This window comes from Weizmannia sp. FSL K6-3076 (genome assembly GCF_038007245.1).
Lineage (GTDB): Bacteria > Bacillota > Bacilli > Bacillales > Bacillaceae_C > Weizmannia > Weizmannia faecalis.
This window is the reverse complement of record NZ_JBBOWU010000001.1, coordinates 2380371-2400059: the sequence shown is the minus strand read 5'-3', so window position 1 is coordinate 2400059 and position 19689 is coordinate 2380371. Positions and strand designations below refer to the sequence as shown.

14 protein-coding genes and 6 pseudogenes are annotated in these 19689 nt (G+C 42.9%); 15 read left to right on the top strand and 5 right to left on the bottom strand.

All coding sequences use genetic code 11. The features are described from left to right. The first annotated feature begins 90 nt into the window (after nucleotides 1-90). The 7 genes from sufC (at nucleotide 91) to NSS95_RS11510 (ending at nucleotide 7392) form a co-directional block, all read left to right on the top strand. Nucleotides 91-876 (top strand): Fe-S cluster assembly ATPase SufC, encoded by a 786-nt coding sequence (gene sufC / locus NSS95_RS11540; protein ID WP_035189630.1) that lies wholly within the window; start codon nucleotides 91-93, stop codon nucleotides 874-876. Between the two features lie 16 nt (nucleotides 877-892). After that, the gene (gene sufD, locus NSS95_RS11535; RefSeq protein ID WP_340713899.1) at nucleotides 893-2203 is read left to right on the top strand and encodes a Fe-S cluster assembly protein SufD; all 1311 of its coding nucleotides are present in this window, start codon (nucleotides 893-895) and stop codon (nucleotides 2201-2203) included. Further along, a complete protein-coding gene (locus tag NSS95_RS11530; RefSeq protein ID WP_026683851.1) occupies nucleotides 2203-3432 on the top strand; it encodes a cysteine desulfurase in 1230 nt (409 codons plus the stop codon). Before sufD ends, NSS95_RS11530 begins: the two co-directional genes overlap by 1 nt. Continuing rightward, nucleotides 3422-3865 carry a Fe-S cluster assembly sulfur transfer protein SufU gene (gene sufU, locus NSS95_RS11525; protein WP_014097529.1) on the top strand — a complete coding sequence of 148 codons (444 nt, stop codon included), beginning with the start codon at nucleotides 3422-3424 and terminating at the stop codon, nucleotides 3863-3865. Before NSS95_RS11530 ends, sufU begins: the two co-directional genes overlap by 11 nt. A 6-nt stretch (nucleotides 3866-3871) precedes the next feature. Continuing rightward, nucleotides 3872-5269 (top strand): Fe-S cluster assembly protein SufB, encoded by a 1398-nt coding sequence (sufB, locus tag NSS95_RS11520; RefSeq protein WP_014097530.1) that lies wholly within the window; start codon nucleotides 3872-3874, stop codon nucleotides 5267-5269. A gap of 264 nt (nucleotides 5270-5533) precedes the next feature. Beyond that, nucleotides 5534-6910: a bifunctional metallophosphatase/5'-nucleotidase gene (locus tag NSS95_RS11515; RefSeq protein ID WP_340713898.1), complete on the top strand. Its 1377-nt coding sequence runs from the start codon at nucleotides 5534-5536 to the stop codon at nucleotides 6908-6910. A gap of 179 nt (nucleotides 6911-7089) precedes the next feature. Further along, nucleotides 7090-7392, top strand: a complete 303-nt coding sequence (locus NSS95_RS11510) for a YunC family protein (RefSeq protein ID WP_029142400.1) — start codon at nucleotides 7090-7092, stop codon at nucleotides 7390-7392. 544 nt (nucleotides 7393-7936) lie between these two features. Here the strand turns inward: NSS95_RS11510 and NSS95_RS11505 are convergent. Then, a complete protein-coding gene (locus tag NSS95_RS11505; RefSeq protein WP_014095675.1) occupies nucleotides 7937-8077 on the bottom strand; it encodes a hypothetical protein in 141 nt (46 codons plus the stop codon). Nucleotides 8078-8164: 87 nt separating this feature from the next. Between NSS95_RS11505 and NSS95_RS11500 the strand changes: the two are divergent. Further along, nucleotides 8165-8614 (top strand): annotated as a pseudogene (locus NSS95_RS11500) (RNA-guided endonuclease TnpB family protein); the annotation flags it as partial. A gap of 157 nt (nucleotides 8615-8771) precedes the next feature. Here NSS95_RS11500 and NSS95_RS11495 read toward each other — a convergent pair. Continuing rightward, complete coding sequence (locus tag NSS95_RS11495) at nucleotides 8772-10457, bottom strand: IS1634 family transposase (RefSeq protein WP_260832243.1); 1686 nt, start codon at nucleotides 10455-10457, stop codon at nucleotides 8772-8774. 110 nt (nucleotides 10458-10567) lie between these two features. Between NSS95_RS11495 and NSS95_RS11490 the strand changes: the two are divergent. Next, nucleotides 10568-10858 (top strand): annotated as a pseudogene (locus NSS95_RS11490) (transposase); the annotation flags it as partial. A 110-nt stretch (nucleotides 10859-10968) separates the two neighbouring features. Continuing rightward, nucleotides 10969-11163, top strand: a pseudogene (locus tag NSS95_RS11485) (DUF4277 domain-containing protein); the annotation flags it as partial. Between the two features lie 197 nt (nucleotides 11164-11360). Here NSS95_RS11485 and NSS95_RS11480 read toward each other — a convergent pair. After that, nucleotides 11361-12671 (bottom strand): transposase family protein, encoded by a 1311-nt coding sequence (locus NSS95_RS11480; protein ID WP_014096263.1) that lies wholly within the window; start codon nucleotides 12669-12671, stop codon nucleotides 11361-11363. Between the two features lie 202 nt (nucleotides 12672-12873). On the opposite strand from NSS95_RS11480, the pseudogene NSS95_RS11475 reads away from it, so the two are divergent. Continuing rightward, nucleotides 12874-13503: pseudogene (locus NSS95_RS11475) on the top strand (IS1634 family transposase); the annotation flags it as partial. Nucleotides 13504-13531: 28 nt separating this feature from the next. Here the strand turns inward: NSS95_RS11475 and NSS95_RS11470 are convergent. Next, nucleotides 13532-15079, bottom strand: coding sequence for an IS5 family transposase (locus tag NSS95_RS11470; RefSeq protein WP_340713892.1), 1548 nt, complete (start codon nucleotides 15077-15079; stop codon nucleotides 13532-13534). A gap of 122 nt (nucleotides 15080-15201) precedes the next feature. Here NSS95_RS11470 and NSS95_RS11465 point away from each other — a divergent pair. The 3 genes and pseudogenes from NSS95_RS11465 to yunB all read left to right on the top strand — a co-directional run. Beyond that, nucleotides 15202-16071, top strand: a pseudogene (locus NSS95_RS11465) (IS1634 family transposase); the annotation flags it as partial. Nucleotides 16072-16226: 155 nt separating this feature from the next. Next, nucleotides 16227-16613: pseudogene (locus tag NSS95_RS11460) on the top strand (RNA-guided endonuclease InsQ/TnpB family protein); the annotation flags it as partial. 180 nt (nucleotides 16614-16793) lie between these two features. Next, nucleotides 16794-17516, top strand: coding sequence for a sporulation protein YunB (gene yunB, locus NSS95_RS11455; protein WP_017554582.1), 723 nt, complete (start codon nucleotides 16794-16796; stop codon nucleotides 17514-17516). Nucleotides 17517-17545: 29 nt separating this feature from the next. Here the strand turns inward: yunB and NSS95_RS11450 are convergent, their stop codons facing one another. Then, nucleotides 17546-18529 carry a M23 family metallopeptidase gene (locus NSS95_RS11450; protein ID WP_340713896.1) on the bottom strand — a complete coding sequence of 328 codons (984 nt, stop codon included), beginning with the start codon at nucleotides 18527-18529 and terminating at the stop codon, nucleotides 17546-17548. Nucleotides 18530-18744: 215 nt separating this feature from the next. Between NSS95_RS11450 and lipA the strand changes: the two genes are divergently transcribed. Further along, nucleotides 18745-19665: a lipoyl synthase gene (gene lipA, locus NSS95_RS11445; protein WP_014097535.1), complete on the top strand. Its 921-nt coding sequence runs from the start codon at nucleotides 18745-18747 to the stop codon at nucleotides 19663-19665. Nucleotides 19666-19689 lie beyond the last annotated feature (24 nt).

Genomic DNA, 19689 nt, shown 5'->3' with positions numbered 1-19689 from the left:
TGCACATAGTTTTCATTTGTTATAAAATAATAATGAGAATAAATTAAGAATAAATTGGATCTGAATATACAAACAACGGAGGAATTTTTTATGGCAGGATCAAAACTCGTAATAAAAGATCTTCACGTCGAAGTAGAGGGAAAAGAAATTTTAAAAGGGGTCAATCTGGAAGTAAACAGCGGTGAATTTCATGCGATCATGGGCCCGAACGGAACAGGGAAATCGACGCTGTCTTCTGCCATTATGGGGCACCCGAAATACATCGTTACCCAAGGGACCATCACGCTTGACGGAAAAAATGTGCTGGAAATGGAAGTCGATGAACGTGCGAAAGCCGGCCTGTTTCTCGCGATGCAATATCCAAGCGAAATCAGCGGCGTGACAAATGCGGAATTTTTGCGCTCGGCGGTCAATGCGCGCCGCGGCGAAGGCAATGAAATCCCGCTGATGAAATTTATCCGCGAGCTCGACAAAAAGATGGAATTTCTTGAAATGGATACAAATATGGCGCAACGCTATTTGAATGAAGGCTTTTCCGGCGGCGAGAAAAAACGGAACGAGATTTTGCAGCTTATGATGATTGAACCGAAAATTGCGATTCTCGATGAAATCGACTCCGGCCTTGACATCGATGCATTGAAAGTTGTCGCAAAAGGCATCAACTCGATGCGCAGCGAAGATTTCGGCTGCATCATCATTACCCACTATCAGCGATTGTTAAACTATATTACACCGGATGCCGTCCACATCATGATGCAGGGGCGCATCGTCAAATCAGGCGGCCCTGAACTGGCAAACCGCCTTGAAGCGGAAGGCTACGAATGGATTAAACAGGAACTTGGCATCGAAGACGAAACGGTCGGCCAGGAAGCTTAAGCAGGGGGCGAGAGACTTGATGACAGAAACGAAATTAGCAATGAATGAGCAAGATGTCCGCACCTTTTCCGAACAAAATGGTGAACCGGAATGGCTGAAGGAGTTCCGACTCCAGGCATTAGCCCGGGCCCAGGTCCTGCCGCTTCCGGAAGTGGACAAGACGAAACTGAATAAATGGAACTTTACGCAATTTACCGATTTCAGTGTGGAAAGCGCAGCCTACAGCACTTTGAATGAACTGCCGGAAAAAGTAAAGGTGCTCGTGGATCTTGAAAACGCGAAGCAAAACTTGTATATCCAGCATAACCAGACACCGGCTTATCTGTCCTTGTCGGAAAGCGCGAAAGCACAAGGCGTCATTTTGGCCGATATCTTGACAGCAGTCAAAGCACATCCGGAGCTTGTCCAAAAATATTTGATGGCAGAGGCGGTTAAGCCTGATGAACACCGTTTGACGGCGCTCCATGCTGCGCTGATGAACGGCGGGACATTCTTATATGTGCCAAAAAACGTTGTGCTCGAAGAACCGGTTCAGGCCATTTATGTGCACGACCATGAAACAGCGCCGCTTTTCAACCATGTGCTGGTGGTCGCTGAAGAAAATAGTGCCGTCACCTATGTGGAAAACTATATTTCGGCAAACGATGGTGCAAAAGGCATTGTGAACATCATAACGGAAGTCATTGCCGGCCCCAATGCAAAGATCGAATACGGCGCGGTTGATGCGCTTGCAAAAGGGGTCACCACATATGTGAACCGCCGCGGTTACACCGGGCGCGATGCCCAAATTGAATGGTCGCTCGGCATGATGAATGACGGCAATACGATTTCAGACAATACGACCAATCTTGTGGGCGACGGATCCGTTTCCCATTCCAAAACCGTTGTGGTCAGCCGCGGCAAACAGACGCAAAACTTTACAACGCGCATTACCCACTTCGGGAAAAATACAGAAAGCTTCATTTTAAAACATGGCGTTGTCAAAGACGCGTCCACGATGATTTTTAACGGAATCGGCAAAATCGAGCACGGCGCGAGCAAGTCGGACGCCGAGCAGGAATCGCGTGTCCTCATGCTAAGCGAAAAAGCGCGCGGCGATGCAAACCCGATGTTGCTCATTGATGAAGATGATGTGATGGCCGGTCACGCCGCATCTGTCGGCCGTGTCGATCCGGTTCAGCTTTACTATTTGATGAGCCGCGGGATTTCGAAAAATGAAGCGGAAAGGCTGATCATCCACGGCTTTCTTGCACCGGTTGTCACACAGCTCCCGATCGAAAGTGTAAAAAAACAATTGACGGAAGTCATTGAAAGGAAAGTCAGATAATGGATATCAATGAAGTTCGCCGGCAGTTTCCCATATTGGACCAGGAAGTAAACGGCCACCCGCTTGTTTATTTAGACAGTGCTGCGACTTCACAAAAGCCGCTCCGTGTCATTGAAGCCGTCAACCAATACTACCGTGAATATAATTCGAACGTTCACCGCGGCGTCCATACGCTTGGGACAAAAGCGACTGACCATTACGAAGGCGCGCGCGAAAAAGTCCGCAAATTTATCGGTGCCGAATCAACGGAAGAAATCATTTTTACAAAAGGGACGACAGCCGGGCTGAACCTTGTTGCCCACAGTTTCGGCGATGCACAAGTGCAGGAAGGCGATGAGATCGTCATTACCTACATGGAGCATCACAGCAACCTCATCCCGTGGCAGCAGCTCGCCAAAAGAAAAGGCGCCGTTTTGAAATATGTGCCGATGCAAAAAAACGGTACGCTGCGACTTGAAGATGTGGAAAAAACGGTTACGGAGCGGACGAAAATCGTGGCTGCAGCGCTTGTCTCAAACGTGCTTGGCACCATTAACCCGGTAAAAGACATAGCGAAAATCGCACACAGCCATGGTGCTTACATGGTCGTCGATGCCGCCCAAGGTGCGCCGCATATGCAAGTGGACGTAAGGGATCTTGACTGCGACTTTCTTGCTTTCTCCGGTCACAAAATGTGCGGTCCGACCGGCATCGGCGTCCTGTACGGCAAAAAGGCGCTGCTTGAAGAGATGGAACCGCTCGAATACGGCGGCGAAATGATTGATTTTGTCGGCCTGTACGATTCCACCTGGAAAGAACTTCCGTGGAAGTTTGAAGGCGGCACTCCGGTTATTGCCGGTGCAATCGGGCTCGGGGAAGCCATCGATTTTCTCGAAGAAATCGGGCTTGATGAAATTACGGCGCATGAACAGGATTTAAGTGCCTATTGCCTCAGTCAGTTTTCTGAAATAGAAGGGATTACGGTGTACGGCCCGGAAAGCGCAGACGAACGCGCCGGCCTTGTGACGTTTAATTTAGAAAACGTGCATCCGCATGATGCCGCGACCATCCTCGATGCGGAAGGCATTGCGATCCGCGCGGGCCACCATTGCGCACAGCCGTTGATGAAATGGCTGGACGTGACAGCGACCGCACGTGCAAGCTTTTATTTATACAATACGAAAGAAGATATTGACAAACTTGTTGCCGGTATCGTGAAAGCAAAGGAGTATTTTACAAATGTCTTCTAATCTTGATGCGCTTTACCGCAGTGTGATTATGGACCATTATAAAAATCCGCGGAATAGGGGCAGTTTGGAAGATGGAAGCCTGACAGTCGATATGAATAACCCAACTTGCGGCGACCGGATTCATTTGACATTGAAAGTGGAGGGCGGCCTCATCCAAGATGCGAAATTTACTGGTGAAGGTTGTTCCATCTCGATGGCATCGGCCTCCATGATGACGCAGGCCGTAAAGGGAAAAACAGTAGACGAAGCGCTGAAACTTTCCCACATTTTCTCGGAAATGGTGCAGGGAAAAGACTATGAAGAGGCTGAAGATCTTGGCGATATTGAAGCGTTACACGGCGTATCCAAATTCCCTGCCCGGATCAAATGTGCAACTTTGGCATGGAAAGCAATGGAAAAAGGGGTAAGAAGCGAAAAAGGATTGGAGGAATGATGGCTGATGGCTAAAAAAATGCCGGAAATCGGTGATTACAAGTACGGCTTTCATGATAAAGATGTTTCCATTTTCCGTGCAAAACGCGGATTGACGAAAGAAATTGTGGAAGAAATTTCAAAAATGAAAGAAGAACCGCAATGGATGCTTGATTTTCGTCTGAAGTCTCTTGAACACTTTTACAATAAACCGATGCCGCAATGGGGCGGCGATCTCTCCGCGTTAAATTTCGACGACATTACGTATTACGTCAAACCGACGGAACATGCCGGCCGTTCGTGGGATGAAGTACCACAGGAAATCAAAAATACATTTGATAAACTTGGCATTCCGGAAGCGGAACAAAAATACCTGGCCGGCGTTTCCGCACAGTATGAATCGGAAGTCGTTTATCATAACATGAAGCAGGATCTCGAAAAACTCGGGATTGTGTTCAAAGACACGGACTCCGCTTTAAAAGAAAATGAAGATATTTTCCGCAAATACTGGGCAACCGTCATTCCGCCGACGGACAATAAATTTGCGGCTTTAAACTCGGCTGTCTGGTCGGGAGGATCTTTCATTTACGTTCCGCCGGGTGTAAAAGTGGATACCCCGCTGCAAGCTTATTTCCGGATCAATTCGGAAAATATGGGGCAGTTTGAACGGACCCTTATCATCGTTGACGAAGGTGCCTCCGTCCACTATGTCGAAGGTTGCACGGCGCCGGTTTACTCGACAAACTCGCTCCACAGCGCAGTCGTTGAAATCATCGTTAAGAAAAATGCGTATTGCCGTTATACGACGATCCAAAACTGGGCGAACAACGTTTATAATCTTGTAACGAAACGCGCCGTATGTGAAGAGAATGCGACAATGGAATGGATTGACGGCAACATCGGTTCAAAACTGACGATGAAGTATCCTTCCGTGCTGCTGAAAGGCGAAGGGGCGCGCGGTATGACGCTGTCGATCGCGATCGCCGGAAAAGGCCAGCACCAGGATGCCGGCGCGAAAATGTACCATCTTGCGCCGAATACGTCGTCCACGATCGTATCCAAATCGATTTCAAAACACGGCGGAAAAGTCACATACCGCGGCATGGTGCATTTCGGCCGGAAAGCGGACGGCGCGCGTTCCAATGTCGAATGCGACACGCTGATTATGGATCACCTGTCCACATCAGATACCGTGCCTTATAACGAAATTTTAAACAACAATATTTCTTTGGAACACGAAGCAAAAGTATCAAAAGTGTCGGAAGAACAGCTCTTTTACTTGATGAGCCGCGGCATTTCCGAACAGGAAGCAACGGAAATGATCGTTATGGGCTTCATCGAACCGTTCACAAAAGAACTCCCGATGGAATACGCCGTCGAAATGAACCGTTTGATTAAGTTTGAAATGGAAGGTTCGATTGGATAACCTTGATATATCAACGGTTATAGAGAGTTTTTGAACGTAGGGGTGCGATTTACCCACAAATCACCCCTCATATATTGCTGTAAAGCCTAGTTTTAGACGGTGATGGCAGAAAAAACAGCCGCTTGCGGATTCCGCACGGCTGTTTTTTCATGGGGCGCCAATTTGAAAATCGTGGTAAAATAAACTGCATAAGCATAAAGGATAAAAAGCGGCCGTATGAAACGGCATGACGAGATTACCCTCATGATGATAAGGGGACCAAATATGAACGAAATTTTACATATATACCATACAAATGATATCCACAGCCATTTTGAAAACTGGCCGAAAATCCGGCATTTTCTTGAGCGGAAACAGGCGCAGCATGCCCGGCAAAATGAAGAGATGCTGCTGTTTGACCTCGGCGACCACGTCGACAGATGGCATCCGTATACAGAAGGGACCATGGGCAAGGCAAATGTCCGGCTTTTAAATCAACTGGGGTACTTGGCTGCGACCATTGGAAATAATGAAGGGATTACGATGCCGCACGAGGCGCTAGACACATTGTATGAGGAAGCACAATTTGACGTGATTCTTGCCAACCTGTTCGATGAAAACGGGAAACGGCCGCAGTGGGCAGTGCCGCGGAAACTGTACACGACAAAAAGCGGTGTCAAAATCGGGGTAACCGGTGTGACAGCAGGATTTTATAAACTGTACCGGCTGCTGGGTTGGCAGCTTTCTAATCCACTGGAAGAACTAGGGAAACAAATGAATATTTTAAAAAAAGAGGCGGATATCCTCATCGTCTTATCGCATCTCGGCATTCATGAAGACCGCCTTATTGCAAAGCTGTACCCGGAAGTGGACCTTGTGTTGGGCGGGCATACGCACCATGTGTTGGCAAAAGGTGAACTGGACGGGCGGACGCTTCTTGCGGCAGCCGGCAAATACGGCTATTATATCGGGCATGTCAAGCTTGAAATCGATCCGGCTGCCAAAAAAATAGTCTATCAGTCCGCCCGTGCTTTACCGACCGGGAACTTCCAGGAACCGCCCGGAGAAACGGCCGAGATTGAACATTACTATTTTGAAGGAAAAAAATTATTGAATCAAAAACTTGTGTATTTACCGGAAAAATTGGAATCGGACTGGTTCAGGGAAAACCGGCTTGCGGGCTTGCTTTGCGATGCGGTAATGGAATGGTGCGATGCCGATTGCGCGTTTTTAAATGCCGGCCTTGTGCTGGATAGTATGGAACACGGGCCGGTCACGAAATTTGATCTCCACCGTATTCTCCCGCACCCGATCAACCCATGCCTGGTCGAGCTGACAGGCGAAAAACTTCAGGAAGTGCTTCTTTCAACGCTCGACCCGAAATGGCCGCATCTGGAGCTGAAAGGGCTCGGTTTCCGCGGGAAAATCATGGGCCGGTTTATTTACCGGAATATCGGCTTTAATCATGCTTTGCAGAAAATAGAGGTGGGGGGCAGGCCGCTGGAGCCGGACCGCATCTACAGGCTTGGTACGATTGATATGTACACATTTGGCGACTTTTTCCCGCATATCCGTGAGGCGAAAATCCATTATTTTATGCCGGAATTTTTGCGTGACGTAATGGAATGGAAGTTATTGAAGGAATACGGCCAGCAGGATTAAATACCCAGACGCAAAGCAAGGCAGCAATGCATCAATCGAAGTTTCCTGGCCCCGAGAATCAGTGATGCCAACGGAGTTTCCAAGGGCCTTTTTGCGGAATGGGGATATGGCAGCACAGCGGCTGGCAGGAACTTTTCACCGCCCTTTTCATAAAGTATAAAAGAAAGGGGCGGATGGAAATGGTAACCGTAACACCTGTTGAGATCGGGGGACATACGTTTATCGCGACAACTGTCCGGCTGCCGAAAACAACCTTGCTGGCCGTATCGTGCGACAAGGGCTATATTATGTGCGGTGCGCTTGATGTGAGCTTGTTGAATGATCAACTAAAAGACCGCCAAATTATCGCCGGCAGGGCAGTCGGTGTGAAGACGATCGAACAATTGCTGGAAGCACCGCTCGAGTCGGTCACCCATGAAGCGGAAAAACTCGGTATTACCGCCGGCATGATCGGGAAAAAGGCACTGTTAAAAATGATCTAAACGTTCGATCAGACTGAAGCACAAAAAAAGGTGTTGCATGCGTCTTTCCCGGGCGATGAAGGACAAAAAGCAGGGCCCTAAGTGTCGAAATGTCCTTCATCGGGGTGATGAAGGACAAAATGGAGACCCGGGAACAGCGAAATGTCCTTCATCAGGGCGATGAAAGACAAAATGGAGAGCCGGGAACAGCGAAATGTCCTTCATCGGGGTGATGAAGGACAAAACATGTGCCGGGAAACAGCGAAATGTCCTTCATCGGGGTAATGAAGGACAAAATGGAGACCCAGAAACAGCGAAACGTCCTTCATCGGGGTAATGAAGGACAAACCGCGAACCGGGAAATAACGAAATGTCTTTCATTCACAGATTAGGAAAGACAAACCGCACCGCAGCCGGAAAACATAAAAATATCCTTCAGCACACCAACCAGGACCGCGTTTTTTAACGGCTTTCCGAAAGAAGTCTCCCATCCTCAAGGAATGTGAAGGTGCGAATCGCACCAATGAGTAGGTGGGAGATGAATTTCGGTTGGCTTTAGCCAAAGTTATTTTTCCAATCCTTTTCTCAACAATTCTAAGATTGCGCCTGTTCTAGTTGGAATCCCATTTTCTTTTTGATATTGCTCCAATTTTTCTAATATCGTCTTAGGCATACGAATTTCTACACGTTCTTTCTCTTCTCTCATGATTATCACCTCATATTGATTGTACGGATTTTTTACGATATAATCAATATATACGAAATTTTTCCGCACAAAGTGAGGTGAATTGATATGGCCAAGCAAAACAAAGCTTTCAAGTTTCGTTTGTTACCAAACAAAGAACAATCCGCATTATTAGCTAAGACATTTGGTTGTGTTCGCTTTGTCTACAATAAGATGTTAGCTGAACGCAAAGAAACGTATGAAAAGTTCAAGGATGATAAAGAATCGCTTAAAAAGCAAAAGTTTCCGACTCCTGCAAAATATAAAAGTGAATTTCCATTCCTAAAAGAAGTGGATTCTTTAGCTTTGGCAAATGCACAAATGAACTTACAGACTGCTTATAAGAATTTCTTTGAAGGAAATGCGGATTTTCCAAAGTTCAAAAATCGTAAAGCAAAACAATCCTATACAACTAATATGGTCAACGGAAATATTAAGCTAGAAAATGGTCATATCAAACTGCCAAAAATCAAAAAGCCAATAAAAATGAAACAGCATAGAGAGATACCTGCTGATTATAACCCACATTTCGCACGTCTTAAATATAGTTCATTCTAATTTTTGAATGAACTATATTTAAATGGCTTGGTGGGATGATATCTTCTTATTTTTGAGGAATTTTCGATAAAATTCTTTTCAATTCGACATTCTTTTCATGAATTCCTCCTATTGTGTGTTATTCTCCTTTGTTTTCGACATTTTTTGACACGTATATTGATACATCATACCCGCATAATTCAATGATTTTTTTGGCTTGTGAATCAATATTATCGGGTAAGAGCCTTATTTTTTGTTGATTTTGATTTATAAGGATCACGGTAATATCTTCTAATTGCTCTAACAATGCTTGGCCTGTGGGTTGATAGAGTTTCCTTTTTCCTTTCAAGATTAGAGATAGGTTCTTTTCTTTCAGTTCTTTTCTAACTCGATATTCTAAAATTCCATAGATTAATAAAGCCATCACATACACAATACCTAAGGCCTCAACCCTTTCCGGGGTTTTTAAGTAAATGGCATCAATCATTTGTGAATCTTTGATTAATCGGAAACGGGTCTCAGCGGCCGACTGTCCTTTATAAACCCTCAAAACTTCTTGATTGGATAGTGTCTCCTCATCTAATTTATTTGTGATTAAAACAAAAGTGCTGAGCATTTTTTTCTTATTTTCGATAAAATCATGATCTTTTTCAAACGATTCCAGTTGTATTTGATAGATTTGTTCTTGTTTTGTCTGTTCGTCCTTTTTAGGTCTTCCTCTCTTTTTTCGTTTGATAGGTTGATCACTCATCTGGACGTTTAGTTTATAACAGAAATATGAAGCCTTTTGTTTTTTCTTAAAAGATTGAATTGCTTCTAGTGCGTCCTCTTTACAATGAAAGATAACTTTACTCAGTTTTTCTATCTCTTTTTTTAATTGTATTTCTTCCTTTTCGATCGCCCGATTTAGGGTTTTCTCTTTTCGTTGATCTAAATTGTTTGAGTGGACAACAAGAAACCGGTAAGGAAGGTTTTGAATTTGTCTTTCAAAAGCTTGAATTTGGTAAATAGCTGCGTCTTTTTTATTGCTAAGTGAGCCTACCCTTTCCCAGTTATTGAGCAACCATGCCTCTTTCTTTAGTTCTGTGCTTAAACCGAATGTATCAGGTAAACGGGAAATAAACGATAAATTTTGTTGTTGAATTTCCGCTAGATTTTCCGTTGTGATTAATGCAGAATCGGCTTGATAAATGAGATTTTTCCAATCTTCATGGGAAAGGATTTTTCTCATCTTTTGAATGAATTCCACATTCCAAGATTTATCCGAAGTATTCCCATTTTCTACTTTTGCAAGGATAGGAATTCGTTCAGGTGTGACCCCCATCCCCAGAACGATTTGTTTTAAGTCAGGCCTATGGGCCTTACTATACCCGTACGTAATTTGCAGTCCATCTTCCTTCGGTTGCTTATATTCTCCGTAAACAGAAATTGAGGTTGTATCGTTATGCAGTACACCAATAGGAAGATTCAATTTTTTTAGTGCTTTTAATGCAATGGTGGAATAGACTTTCCATGCTTCGGCTTCATACAAGTAATCTAATGCTCTTCCTAATGCATCATCATTTAATTGATCGGGTGAAACCGATGTATCGAAAAGCATCTCAGAATCTAGGTTTTGATAGAATTCATGAACCTTATAAAGGGGCTTGCCACTGCATAAAATGTTTAAGACAAGGGCTTTAATCCTTGTTCCGGGTGAGACATGACAACGGACAGAATCCCATTTGACTAAATCATTAATGGTCTTTTCGAGTTCTATTTCATCACACAGTTTAGATAAAAGTTGAGACGGCCCCACATGTAAGGTTAAAATTTGATCTGACATAAAAATTTCCTCATCTTCCCGTAATTAGATAATCATTCAATTCTACAAAGAAGGAGAAAATTCCTTTAAAAAAATCATAAAATGGAAAAATTTACGTGCGGAATATGCGTTATAAAATCAAATCTTGCACTATTTCTAAAACAAAGACAGGCAAATACTACATTTCAATTTTAACAGAATATGAGAAAGATATTCGTCCAGTTAAAATACAGAAAGTTGTTGGTTTGGATTTTGCTATGGATGGTCTATATGTCGAGAGTGAACAGGGTAAGAAAGCCAATTACCCACGTTACTATCGGCAAGCCTTAGATAAATTAGCAAAAGCACAACGAATTCTTTCTCGAAGAAAGAAAGGTTCTGCACGTTGGAACAAGCAACGACTAGTAGTGGCTAAGTTACATCGCATATTCCGCACGTAAATTTTTCCATTTTAAGATTTTTTTAAAGGAATTTTCTCCTTCTTTGTAGAATTGAATGATTATCTAAACTAGGGGAAGACGAGGAAATTTTTATGTCAGATCAAATTTTAACCTTACATGTGGGGCCGTCTCAACTTTTATCTAAACTGTGTGATGAAATAGAACTCGAAAAAACCATTAATGATTTAGTCAAATGGGATTCTGTCCGTTGTCATATCTCACCCGGAACAAGGATTAAAGCCCTTGTCTTAAACATTTTATGCAGTGGCAAGCCCCTTTATAAGGTTCCAGTTCTGAAGAGTAAATTCATCAATTTTTAGATGTTTTATGATAAAATGACTTATCCACATTTAGAAAATTTTTCCATCTATTTTTTCTGCTTTCAAAGTCAAAAAGAGCCGAATTTGCAAATTTCTTTTTTAAAATTGTGGATAACTTCAAAAAAACCTTTTTTTACATCACATCCTTTGCTATAATATAACCATTAAGTAAACCTTACTTGTATTGGCTTACTTAAATGGGTGAAATCCTCGTCTGTTAAAATGCGTGTCCGAAACGATTCCAACAGATTTGAGGATTTTTCTTTTGCCGTTTTTTTGAGTGCTTTTAAGATTGACGAACCTTTTTCAAACAGCTGTCTAATAATATCTGTTATTTGAACTAATAAATAATGATTTTTCATGGCTGTGTAGTTTTGGCTATTGGCATGTTCTATATTGTAACGATTATTTTTTTGTTCGTTAAATCCTTGATTTTCAATCTTCCAGCGGCTTCTTCCTGCAGCGATGAGTCGTTCCACGTTCTTTTTCGTGATTTTAATATCCGTTATAAATACATACTCTTTCGATTTCCCATCCTCTGTTTTCATTGTGGCCTCCATCAGATTGACCGTTCTGTCTTTGTAGGCAATATCATTCACCCAAACTAATGAATTCTGATCCTTACTTTGTTCCAGCTCTTTTATTGCCCTAAACTCCGTCGAGATACTTTTAATTCTCCCTTCCTTAAATCTGCATATATATTTCCATTTGTGCGCCCTGCACAGATTAAATACCGTTTCACATGCATAGAGACTATCTCCCAAGATACAAATCGGTAGTCTTTTAAATATTTTTTTTATTTTCTTTGCCAGCCTGTCGAAGGCTTTTAATTCACAATCTTGCTTAGAAACATTTTCTGATTCATTTTCGATAAATTCGGAGGCAATACTGAAGACCATATCCCCCACGACAAGCTTGGCTTCAAGTACATGGTGCATATAAAGTACGTTCGTTTCTCCTGTTTCTTTATTTGTATATGCCCGTCTCAGGCAGTGTTTACAATGTTTCTCATGAAAGGTGTGTAATCCAGTTCCATCAATGATGACACCCCAGTACTTTCCTTCAATTCGATAAGACTCGAGAGACCTTTTTTTCAATAATTCTTTAATCATATACGTTCTAATTTTTTCTAATTCATTTACATCTAAGCCAGATAAAAAGTCGTTAATTGTATCATAATGTGGAAGTTCTTCAAGAGAATCTAAGCCTAACACCTTCCCTACATTTTTAATACATTCTTCTTTATTAAAACTCTCACTCATGTTTCTCATGGATTTTAGGCCGGTCATATTTTTCAACATCATCGTAAATAAAAGGACCTCTGGACCATAAGTGATATAGCTTTGATGTCGGTGGTCTGCTACCTTTTTTAGGTTATTCATCAGGTCTTTGAAAAAATGCTTCTGAATTTTAAGGAACTCGAAAAAATAATTTGCTTCTTTTTCACGATTTCTTTTTTCTTTTCTAGTAACCAAAATAAAAACCCCCTCAAAACAGCCAAGTTTAATTAGGGCTTGCTGAACGAATCAAATTTTAGCTTGTATTCGACTTGTCACTAAGCCATACCAAAATATTCGTCCAGCAAGCTCTAATTATTTAAATTATTACATATTTAGCCGCATTTTTGGGGGGGAATAGTTAAATTATCACGAAAAATTTTTACTCCTCAGAGCTGATAAGGTTCATGAATTCTATCAAAACCTAGATTCTGAGATGCTTTTCGATACATCGGTTTCACCCGATCAATTAAATGATGATGCATTAGGAAGAGCATTAGATTACTTGTATGAAGCCGAAGCATGGAAAGTCTATTCCACCCTTGCATTAAAAGCACTAAAAAAATTGAATCTTCCTATTGGTATACTGCATAACGATACAACCTCAATTTCTGTTTACGGCGAATATAAGCAACCGAAGGAAGATGGACTGCAAATTACGTACGGGTATAGTAAGGCCCATAGGCCTGACTTAAAACAAATCGTTCTGGGGATGGGGGTCACACCTGAACGAATTCCTATCCTTGCAAAAGTAGAAAATGGGAATACTTCGGATAAATCTTGGAATGTGGAATTCATTCAAAAGATGAGAAAAATCCTTTCCCATGAAGATTGGAAAAATCTCATTTATCAAGCCGATTCTGCATTAATCACAACGGAAAATCTAGCGGAAATTCAACAACAAAATTTATCGTTTATTTCCCGTTTACCTGATACATTCGGTTTAAGCACAGAACTAAAGAAAGAGGCATGGTTGCTCAATAACTGGGAAAGGGTAGGCTCACTTAGCAATAAAAAAGACGCAGCTATTTAGGGCTTGCTGAACGAATCAAATTTGGTCAGATACAAGCCAAATTCCGATTATCAAAATATAAAATAGTGTTGTGTAAAAATTTCAAAAAAAGAACCCTGAGCTTGCGCTCCAGATTCAGTATGAAGAATTGAAGGGCTACTACTGTTTCGCTGGTCTCCTGAAGGCGTGCTCGAATAAGGCCCAGCCCATACTTGCGCTTGCCTTCGCCAAATTTGCCTTCAACGGCATTACGTTCAGAGGCATCCTGCCTTGCGACGCGTTCCAAGGTTTTGTCTTCCGTTCTGGATGGGCGTCCTAACCTTGGCCCACTCAGACGAATGCCAAGAGATTTGCAGTATGCCAGATTATTACGGTTTCGGTAAATTTTATCTGCCAAGATCGCTTCCGGATAAAATCCGAACCGGTTGTAGTAGTTTTCAACAGATTCCTTGAGAGTGGTCCCTTCATTGTAATTTTCCCAGTCGAGGTGCTCAATCAAGGCATAACCATCTACGACACTGATGGCGACTTTTGAACCGAACTCCACGTTCGCTTTTGCCTTGCCGCGCACAATTGGACGGACATGTGGCTGGGAAATGCTTACAATCCGGTGGTCAACCCGGTGTGTTTTCTTTTTGTACATTTCTGCCTGTTGGCGGTAAAGTTCATGAATCACGAGAAGTTGCCTGTATTCATCTTTGCTTAAAAGAGACAGAGAGCTTTGGGAAACAAGATTTTTAATGATCTCCAGATCTCGTTTCACATATCCGAGCTGTTTGCCTACAGCTTTCCGGATTTTCCGGGCGCCAGCTTTACGTTGCTTAGCGACAGAAAGATAGTCCTTGCGGGCTCTTTTTCTGTAGGTCCGTGGCTTACGTAATTTCCCTTTGTGTGGTTCATGCAGGACATCAATGATATGTTCCAATTTCTCACGGGCTTCGTTCAACAACCCAAGGTCTGTAGGGTAAGCAATATCAGCCGGTGCACAGGTTGCGTCCAAAATGAGCTTTCCTCTGTTCTTCGTTTTGGGAGAAGCCGATTCAGTTGAATGCTTTTCTGAATCGGAACCGGAAGGCTGAAGATCGCCACGATCATGATCATTACGATCTTCATCATCATGATCTTCATCGTCGTGATCCTGATCATCATTGTTGTCGTTTTCCTTAGATGCTTCTTCCAATTGGCGTTTTTGTTCTTCCAGAACGATCCATTCATTCAGTTCGTTGATGATATTTGCGCCCAAACGTTTTCTAAAACGAGTCATCAGAGAATGGTCGAATGGGGCTTTTTCCTGGAATTCAGGCAAGCCGATAAAATACTGAAGATACGGGTTTTCTGTGATCTGTTCGACTGTTTCCCGGTCAGACAGCCCAAGCCGTTCTTTGATATAAAGAGCCCCAAGAGCGATTCTGACAGAATAAGCCTTTTCGCCTTTGAATTTCTTCTTGAAGGACTTGGCATACTTTTCTTCGGCCATCCACCAAGGAATCATTTCAGCAAGACGGACCCAGCGATTTTCTTTATTTAATTTCCCACCGAATGGTAGAAAAAAATCATCTACAAAAGTTAATTGATGTTCGGTCTTTTTGTACATCGTAACAGCCTCCAAGTGCAAGGTTTTTTACGTGTTTCCTTTGAAATCCTTACACTTTATATTCGACAAAAGTAGCCAAAATCCTTGTCAAATCTGGAACTTTTGCTTATTCAGCAAGCCCTATTTACCAAATTCAAGCTTTTGAAAGACAAATTCAAAACCTTCCTTACCGGTTTCTTGTTGTCCACTCAAACAATTTAGATCAACGAAAAGAGAAAACCCTAAATCGGGCGATCGAAAAGGAAGAAATACAATTAAAAAAAGAGATAGAAAAACTGAGTAAAGTTATCTTTCATTGTAAAGAGGACGCACTAGAAGCAATTCAATCTTTTAAGAAAAAACAAAAGGCTTCATATTTCTGTTATAAACTAAACGTCCAGATGAGTGATCAACCTATCAAACGAAAAAAGAGAGGAAGACCTAAAAAGGACGAACAGACAAAACGAGAACAAATCTATCAGATACAACTGGAATCGTTTGAAAAAGATCATGATTTTATCGAAAATAAGAAAAAAATGCTCAGCACTTTTGTTTTAATCACAAATAAATTAGACGAGGAGACACTATCCAATCAAGAAGTTTTGAGGGTTTATAAAGGACAGTCGGCCGCTGAGACCCGTTTCCGATTAATCAAAGATTCACAAATGATTGATGCCATTTACTTGAAAACCCCGGAAAGGGTTGAGGCCTTAGGTATTGTGTATGTGATGGCTTTATTAATCTATGGAATTTTAGAATATCGAGTTAGAAAAGAACTGAAAGAAAAGAACCTATCTCTAATCTTGAAAGGAAAAAGGAAACTCTATCAACCCACAGGCCAAGCATTGTTAGAGCAATTAGAAGATATTACCGTGATCCTTATAAATCAAAATCAACAAAAAATAAGGCTCTTACCCGATAATATTGATTCACAAGCCAAAAAAATCATTGAATTATGCGGGTATGATCTATCAATATACGCGTCAAAAAATGTCGAAAACCAAGGCAAATAACACACAACAGGAGGAATTCATGAAAAGAATGTCGAATTGAAAAGAACTTTATCGAAAATTCCTCAAAAATAAGAAGATATCATCCCACTAAAATGTTTAAATATAGTTCATTCAAAAATTAAAATGAATTTTATTTAAGACGTGCGAAATGTGGGTTACATGAGAAAGTGGCGAACCAACGCATGAATTTTCTTCATCATAAGTCAAAAGAATTAGCTTCTAACTTTGATGCTGTCGTGATTGAGGACTTGAACATGAAAGGGATGTCTCAAGCCCTTCACTTTGGGAAAAGCGTTCATGATAACGGCTGGGGTATGTTCACTACTTTCTTAGCGTATAAGCTAAAAGAACAGGGGAAACAACTTGTGAAAATTGATAAGTGGTTTCCCTCCACTAAGAAGTGTTCATGTTGCGGCAAGGAAAAAGAAATGCCATTATCTGAACGTGTATATAAATGTTCTTGCGGCTTTGTATTAGATCGCGATCACAATTCAGCAATCAATATCAAAAATGAGGGATTACGCTTATTAGCGTTATCATAAGTAACAAAACTCTTGGAACAAGAGGGTTAGCTCGGTCAGTTTTCGTTGGCTAGTAAAAGCAACGATAAGTCGAGAAGCCCCCACTTCAATCAAACCGTAAGGTTGATAAGTGGAGGGTAGTTCACTATGATCATAATCCCTCCTGTACAGACATATATTTGCTTTCAGGGGGGATTTTTTATGCGAAAATTCCGCACCTCAAAACGGCGGGGACCATTGCCGGCGCGGTATGTGCTTTTGCTTTCCATCGCATTTTTTACGGTGACTACCATTATCAGCATTATCATTATTGACGAAGGCATAAAACCAACATTAATGCGGTACGCCGAGTCGGAAATGAAAAAAATCGCCTCGTATGTCACGAACGAAGCAATTAAAGACCATGTGAGCGGCGGAAAAAACAGCAAGTTGGATACGATTGACCCGCGGGAATTGGCCGCCACCCAGTCTGAAATTGAAAACCAAATTACCCGCCAATTTAAAGAAGTGGAAGAAGGAGACATTACGTCTCTTGAAGAAATATCAAACGACGGCATGCTCGGCAAAAAGAAAAAATCAAAACCCGAAATTTTTTCCGTTCCGCTCGGGAAAGTAACCAATATCGCCCTGCTTGGGAACATGGGGCCGGATATTCCCGTGACCTTTCAAATGGTGGGGGATGTTGAAAGCTCCAATATTAAAGTAAAAAAAGAAGAATACGGCATTAACAACGCATTTTTTTATATTTATGTTCAAATCAAAATCAAAATGCAGGTCATTATCCCGTTTGCCTCGGATGTCATCACTTACACTCATGATGTCCCGCTTGCAATGGGCAACTATAATGGCGATGTCCCGCAATTTTATAACGGAAACGGCGGCGGTGCGCAGCCGCTCATCGAACTGCCGAAAAGCACGAAATAAGGAGCGCCACATTCGCATTGTAGTGCTCCTTATTTCCGCTGTTTCTCAAGCGATTCCCATCTCCTTAAGTACGGGTAAGGATCAAAAGACCATTCGTTTCGGCCGTTGTCTTTGTATATGCCGTAGTGCAAATGCGGCGGGAATTTTCCGGATGTGCCGGGCGGGCCGTAACCGGTGCTGCCGACGCTGCCGATCAGCATGCCCGGTTTGACGACCTGGCCGACATGCAAATTTTTGGCATAACCGCTTAAATGGGCAAAATAATGATACGAATTGTTCAAATCACGGATGCCGATGCGCCAGCCGCCGTACTTGTTCCACCCTTTCAATTCAATGACCCCGTAACAAGTCGCGCGTACCGGGACGCCATAATCGGCAAAAATATCCGTCCCTTCGTGGATACGGCGGCCACCCCAGCCGCGCCGGTCGCCCCATGTGCTCCGGTAGCTGTAATTGTATCCGGGCGGGATCGGGAACGCCTTGTCTGTCAGCTGAATGGTGCCGAATGTCTTGTAAATCTTCGCCTTTTCCGTGATCAGCTGTACGGCTTTATCCCGTTTGTAATAATGCCACAGCGCAATTTCAAAGTCATCATCATCCGTTCCATACCGCAACAAATACTCGCTCAGTGTAAAAAGCACGTCAAGATCATCGTTGCGGTCAGCTTTCCCATCCCCGTTCCCGTCCTTTCCGATCCCGCCGAAAAACGCAATCGAAAGCGGATGGGTATCATTGTGGTTCGGATTGGCAAGCCCGGACCATTTTTCAGGGGGAAAATAAATGGAAATAAGGCCGGCTGGTTTCGGTAGGTCGGAACGGACAAACCGGATGCTCCGTTCATACTGGTCGATGGCTGCCAAATTGTACCACGGAATCTGGGTAAATGCCTCCATATGCTGATAAAGTTCCATCCGTTTTTTGTACATTTCTTTATCGGGCATTTCTTTTGCTTGGGCATGAATGGCAGAAAATGAAAGCCCCGTTACAAGGCAGAAAAGCAAAGCAAACCGCAATGTGAAAACCCTCTTTCTGTCAATGTTGTCGATTTGGCACCGTACAAACAGAAAATCGCAATATGAAAATCTTCTTATGCTTATTGTGGAAAGAGCAGCGGATTTTCATCAATATTAAATATTGGAAAAACCGGTGGCGTTTTCTTTTCAAAGAAGTGCCGAATGTGGTAAAGTGAGAGAGAACAAACCCGGGAAAATGGTGGGAGAGATGGAAAATGAACAAACAGGAAGAGATTTTGCGGAAACCCGAATGGCTGAAAATCAAGCTCAATACGAATGAAAATTATACCGGACTGAAGAAATTAATGCGTACGGAAAACTTACATACGGTTTGCGAAGAAGCGAGATGCCCGAATATCCATGAATGCTGGGGAACAAGGCGGACTGCGACTTTCATGATTCTGGGCGATACGTGCACACGCGCCTGCCGTTTTTGCGCCGTAAAAACCGGGCTGCCGTCCGAACTCGACTGGCAGGAACCGGAACGGGTTGCTGAATCGGTGAAAAAAATGAACTTAAAGCATGTGGTTGTGACGATGGTGGCCCGTGATGATTTGAAAGACGGCGGTGCAGCGGTGATGGCTGAAACGATCCGAGCGATCCGCCGCATGAACCCGTTTACCACCATTGAAGTGCTGCCTTCCGATTTGCAGGGCCGGTACGAAAGTTTAAAAACATTGATGGATGCAAAACCGGATATTTTAAACCACAATATTGAAACCGTCCGGAGGCTGACAAGAAGGGTCCGCGCCCGCGCCACGTACGACAGGTCGCTTGAATTTTTGCGGCGGGCAAAGGAAATGCAGCCGGAGATTCCGACTAAATCAAGCATTATGGTCGGCCTCGGCGAAACGATGGAAGAATTGGCGGAAGCGATGGATGACCTGCGCGCCAACGATGTGGACATCGTGACGTTCGGGCAATATTTACAGCCGACGAAAAAACATATGAAAGTGGTCAAATATTACCATCCAGATGAATTTGCCGAATTAAAAAGAATTGCACTTGAAAAAGGATTCAGCCACTGCGAATCCGGTCCGCTTGTCCGCTCTTCATACCATGCGGATGAACAGGTCAGTGCCGCTGCAAAAGCAAAGCATATTTTAGGGAACGTGGAACAGACGCAAAAAATTTGAGAAACGGGCTGCGCACTTTAATGG

Excerpts from the sequence above, each read along its gene's own strand:
- sufC (WP_035189630.1), top strand. The coding sequence starts at position 91 with ATGGCAGGATCAAAACTCGTAATAAAAGATCTTCACGTCGAAGTAGAG.
- NSS95_RS11530 (WP_026683851.1), top strand. The coding sequence starts at position 2,203 with ATGGATATCAATGAAGTTCGCCGGCAGTTTCCCATATTGGACCAGGAA.
- sufU (WP_014097529.1), top strand. The coding sequence starts at position 3,422 with ATGTCTTCTAATCTTGATGCGCTTTACCGCAGTGTGATTATGGACCAT.
- sufB (WP_014097530.1), top strand. The coding sequence starts at position 3,872 with ATGGCTAAAAAAATGCCGGAAATCGGTGATTACAAGTACGGCTTTCAT.
- NSS95_RS11515 (WP_340713898.1), top strand. The coding sequence starts at position 5,534 with ATGAACGAAATTTTACATATATACCATACAAATGATATCCACAGCCAT.
- NSS95_RS11510 (WP_029142400.1), top strand. The coding sequence starts at position 7,090 with ATGGTAACCGTAACACCTGTTGAGATCGGGGGACATACGTTTATCGCG.
- NSS95_RS11505 (WP_014095675.1), bottom strand. The coding sequence starts at position 8,077 with ATGAGAGAAGAGAAAGAACGTGTAGAAATTCGTATGCCTAAGACGATA.
- NSS95_RS11495 (WP_260832243.1), bottom strand. The coding sequence starts at position 10,457 with ATGTCAGATCAAATTTTAACCTTACATGTGGGGCCGTCTCAACTTTTA.
- NSS95_RS11470 (WP_340713892.1), bottom strand. The coding sequence starts at position 15,079 with ATGTACAAAAAGACCGAACATCAATTAACTTTTGTAGATGATTTTTTT.
- yunB (WP_017554582.1), top strand. The coding sequence starts at position 16,794 with ATGCGAAAATTCCGCACCTCAAAACGGCGGGGACCATTGCCGGCGCGG.
- lipA (WP_014097535.1), top strand. The coding sequence starts at position 18,745 with ATGAACAAACAGGAAGAGATTTTGCGGAAACCCGAATGGCTGAAAATC.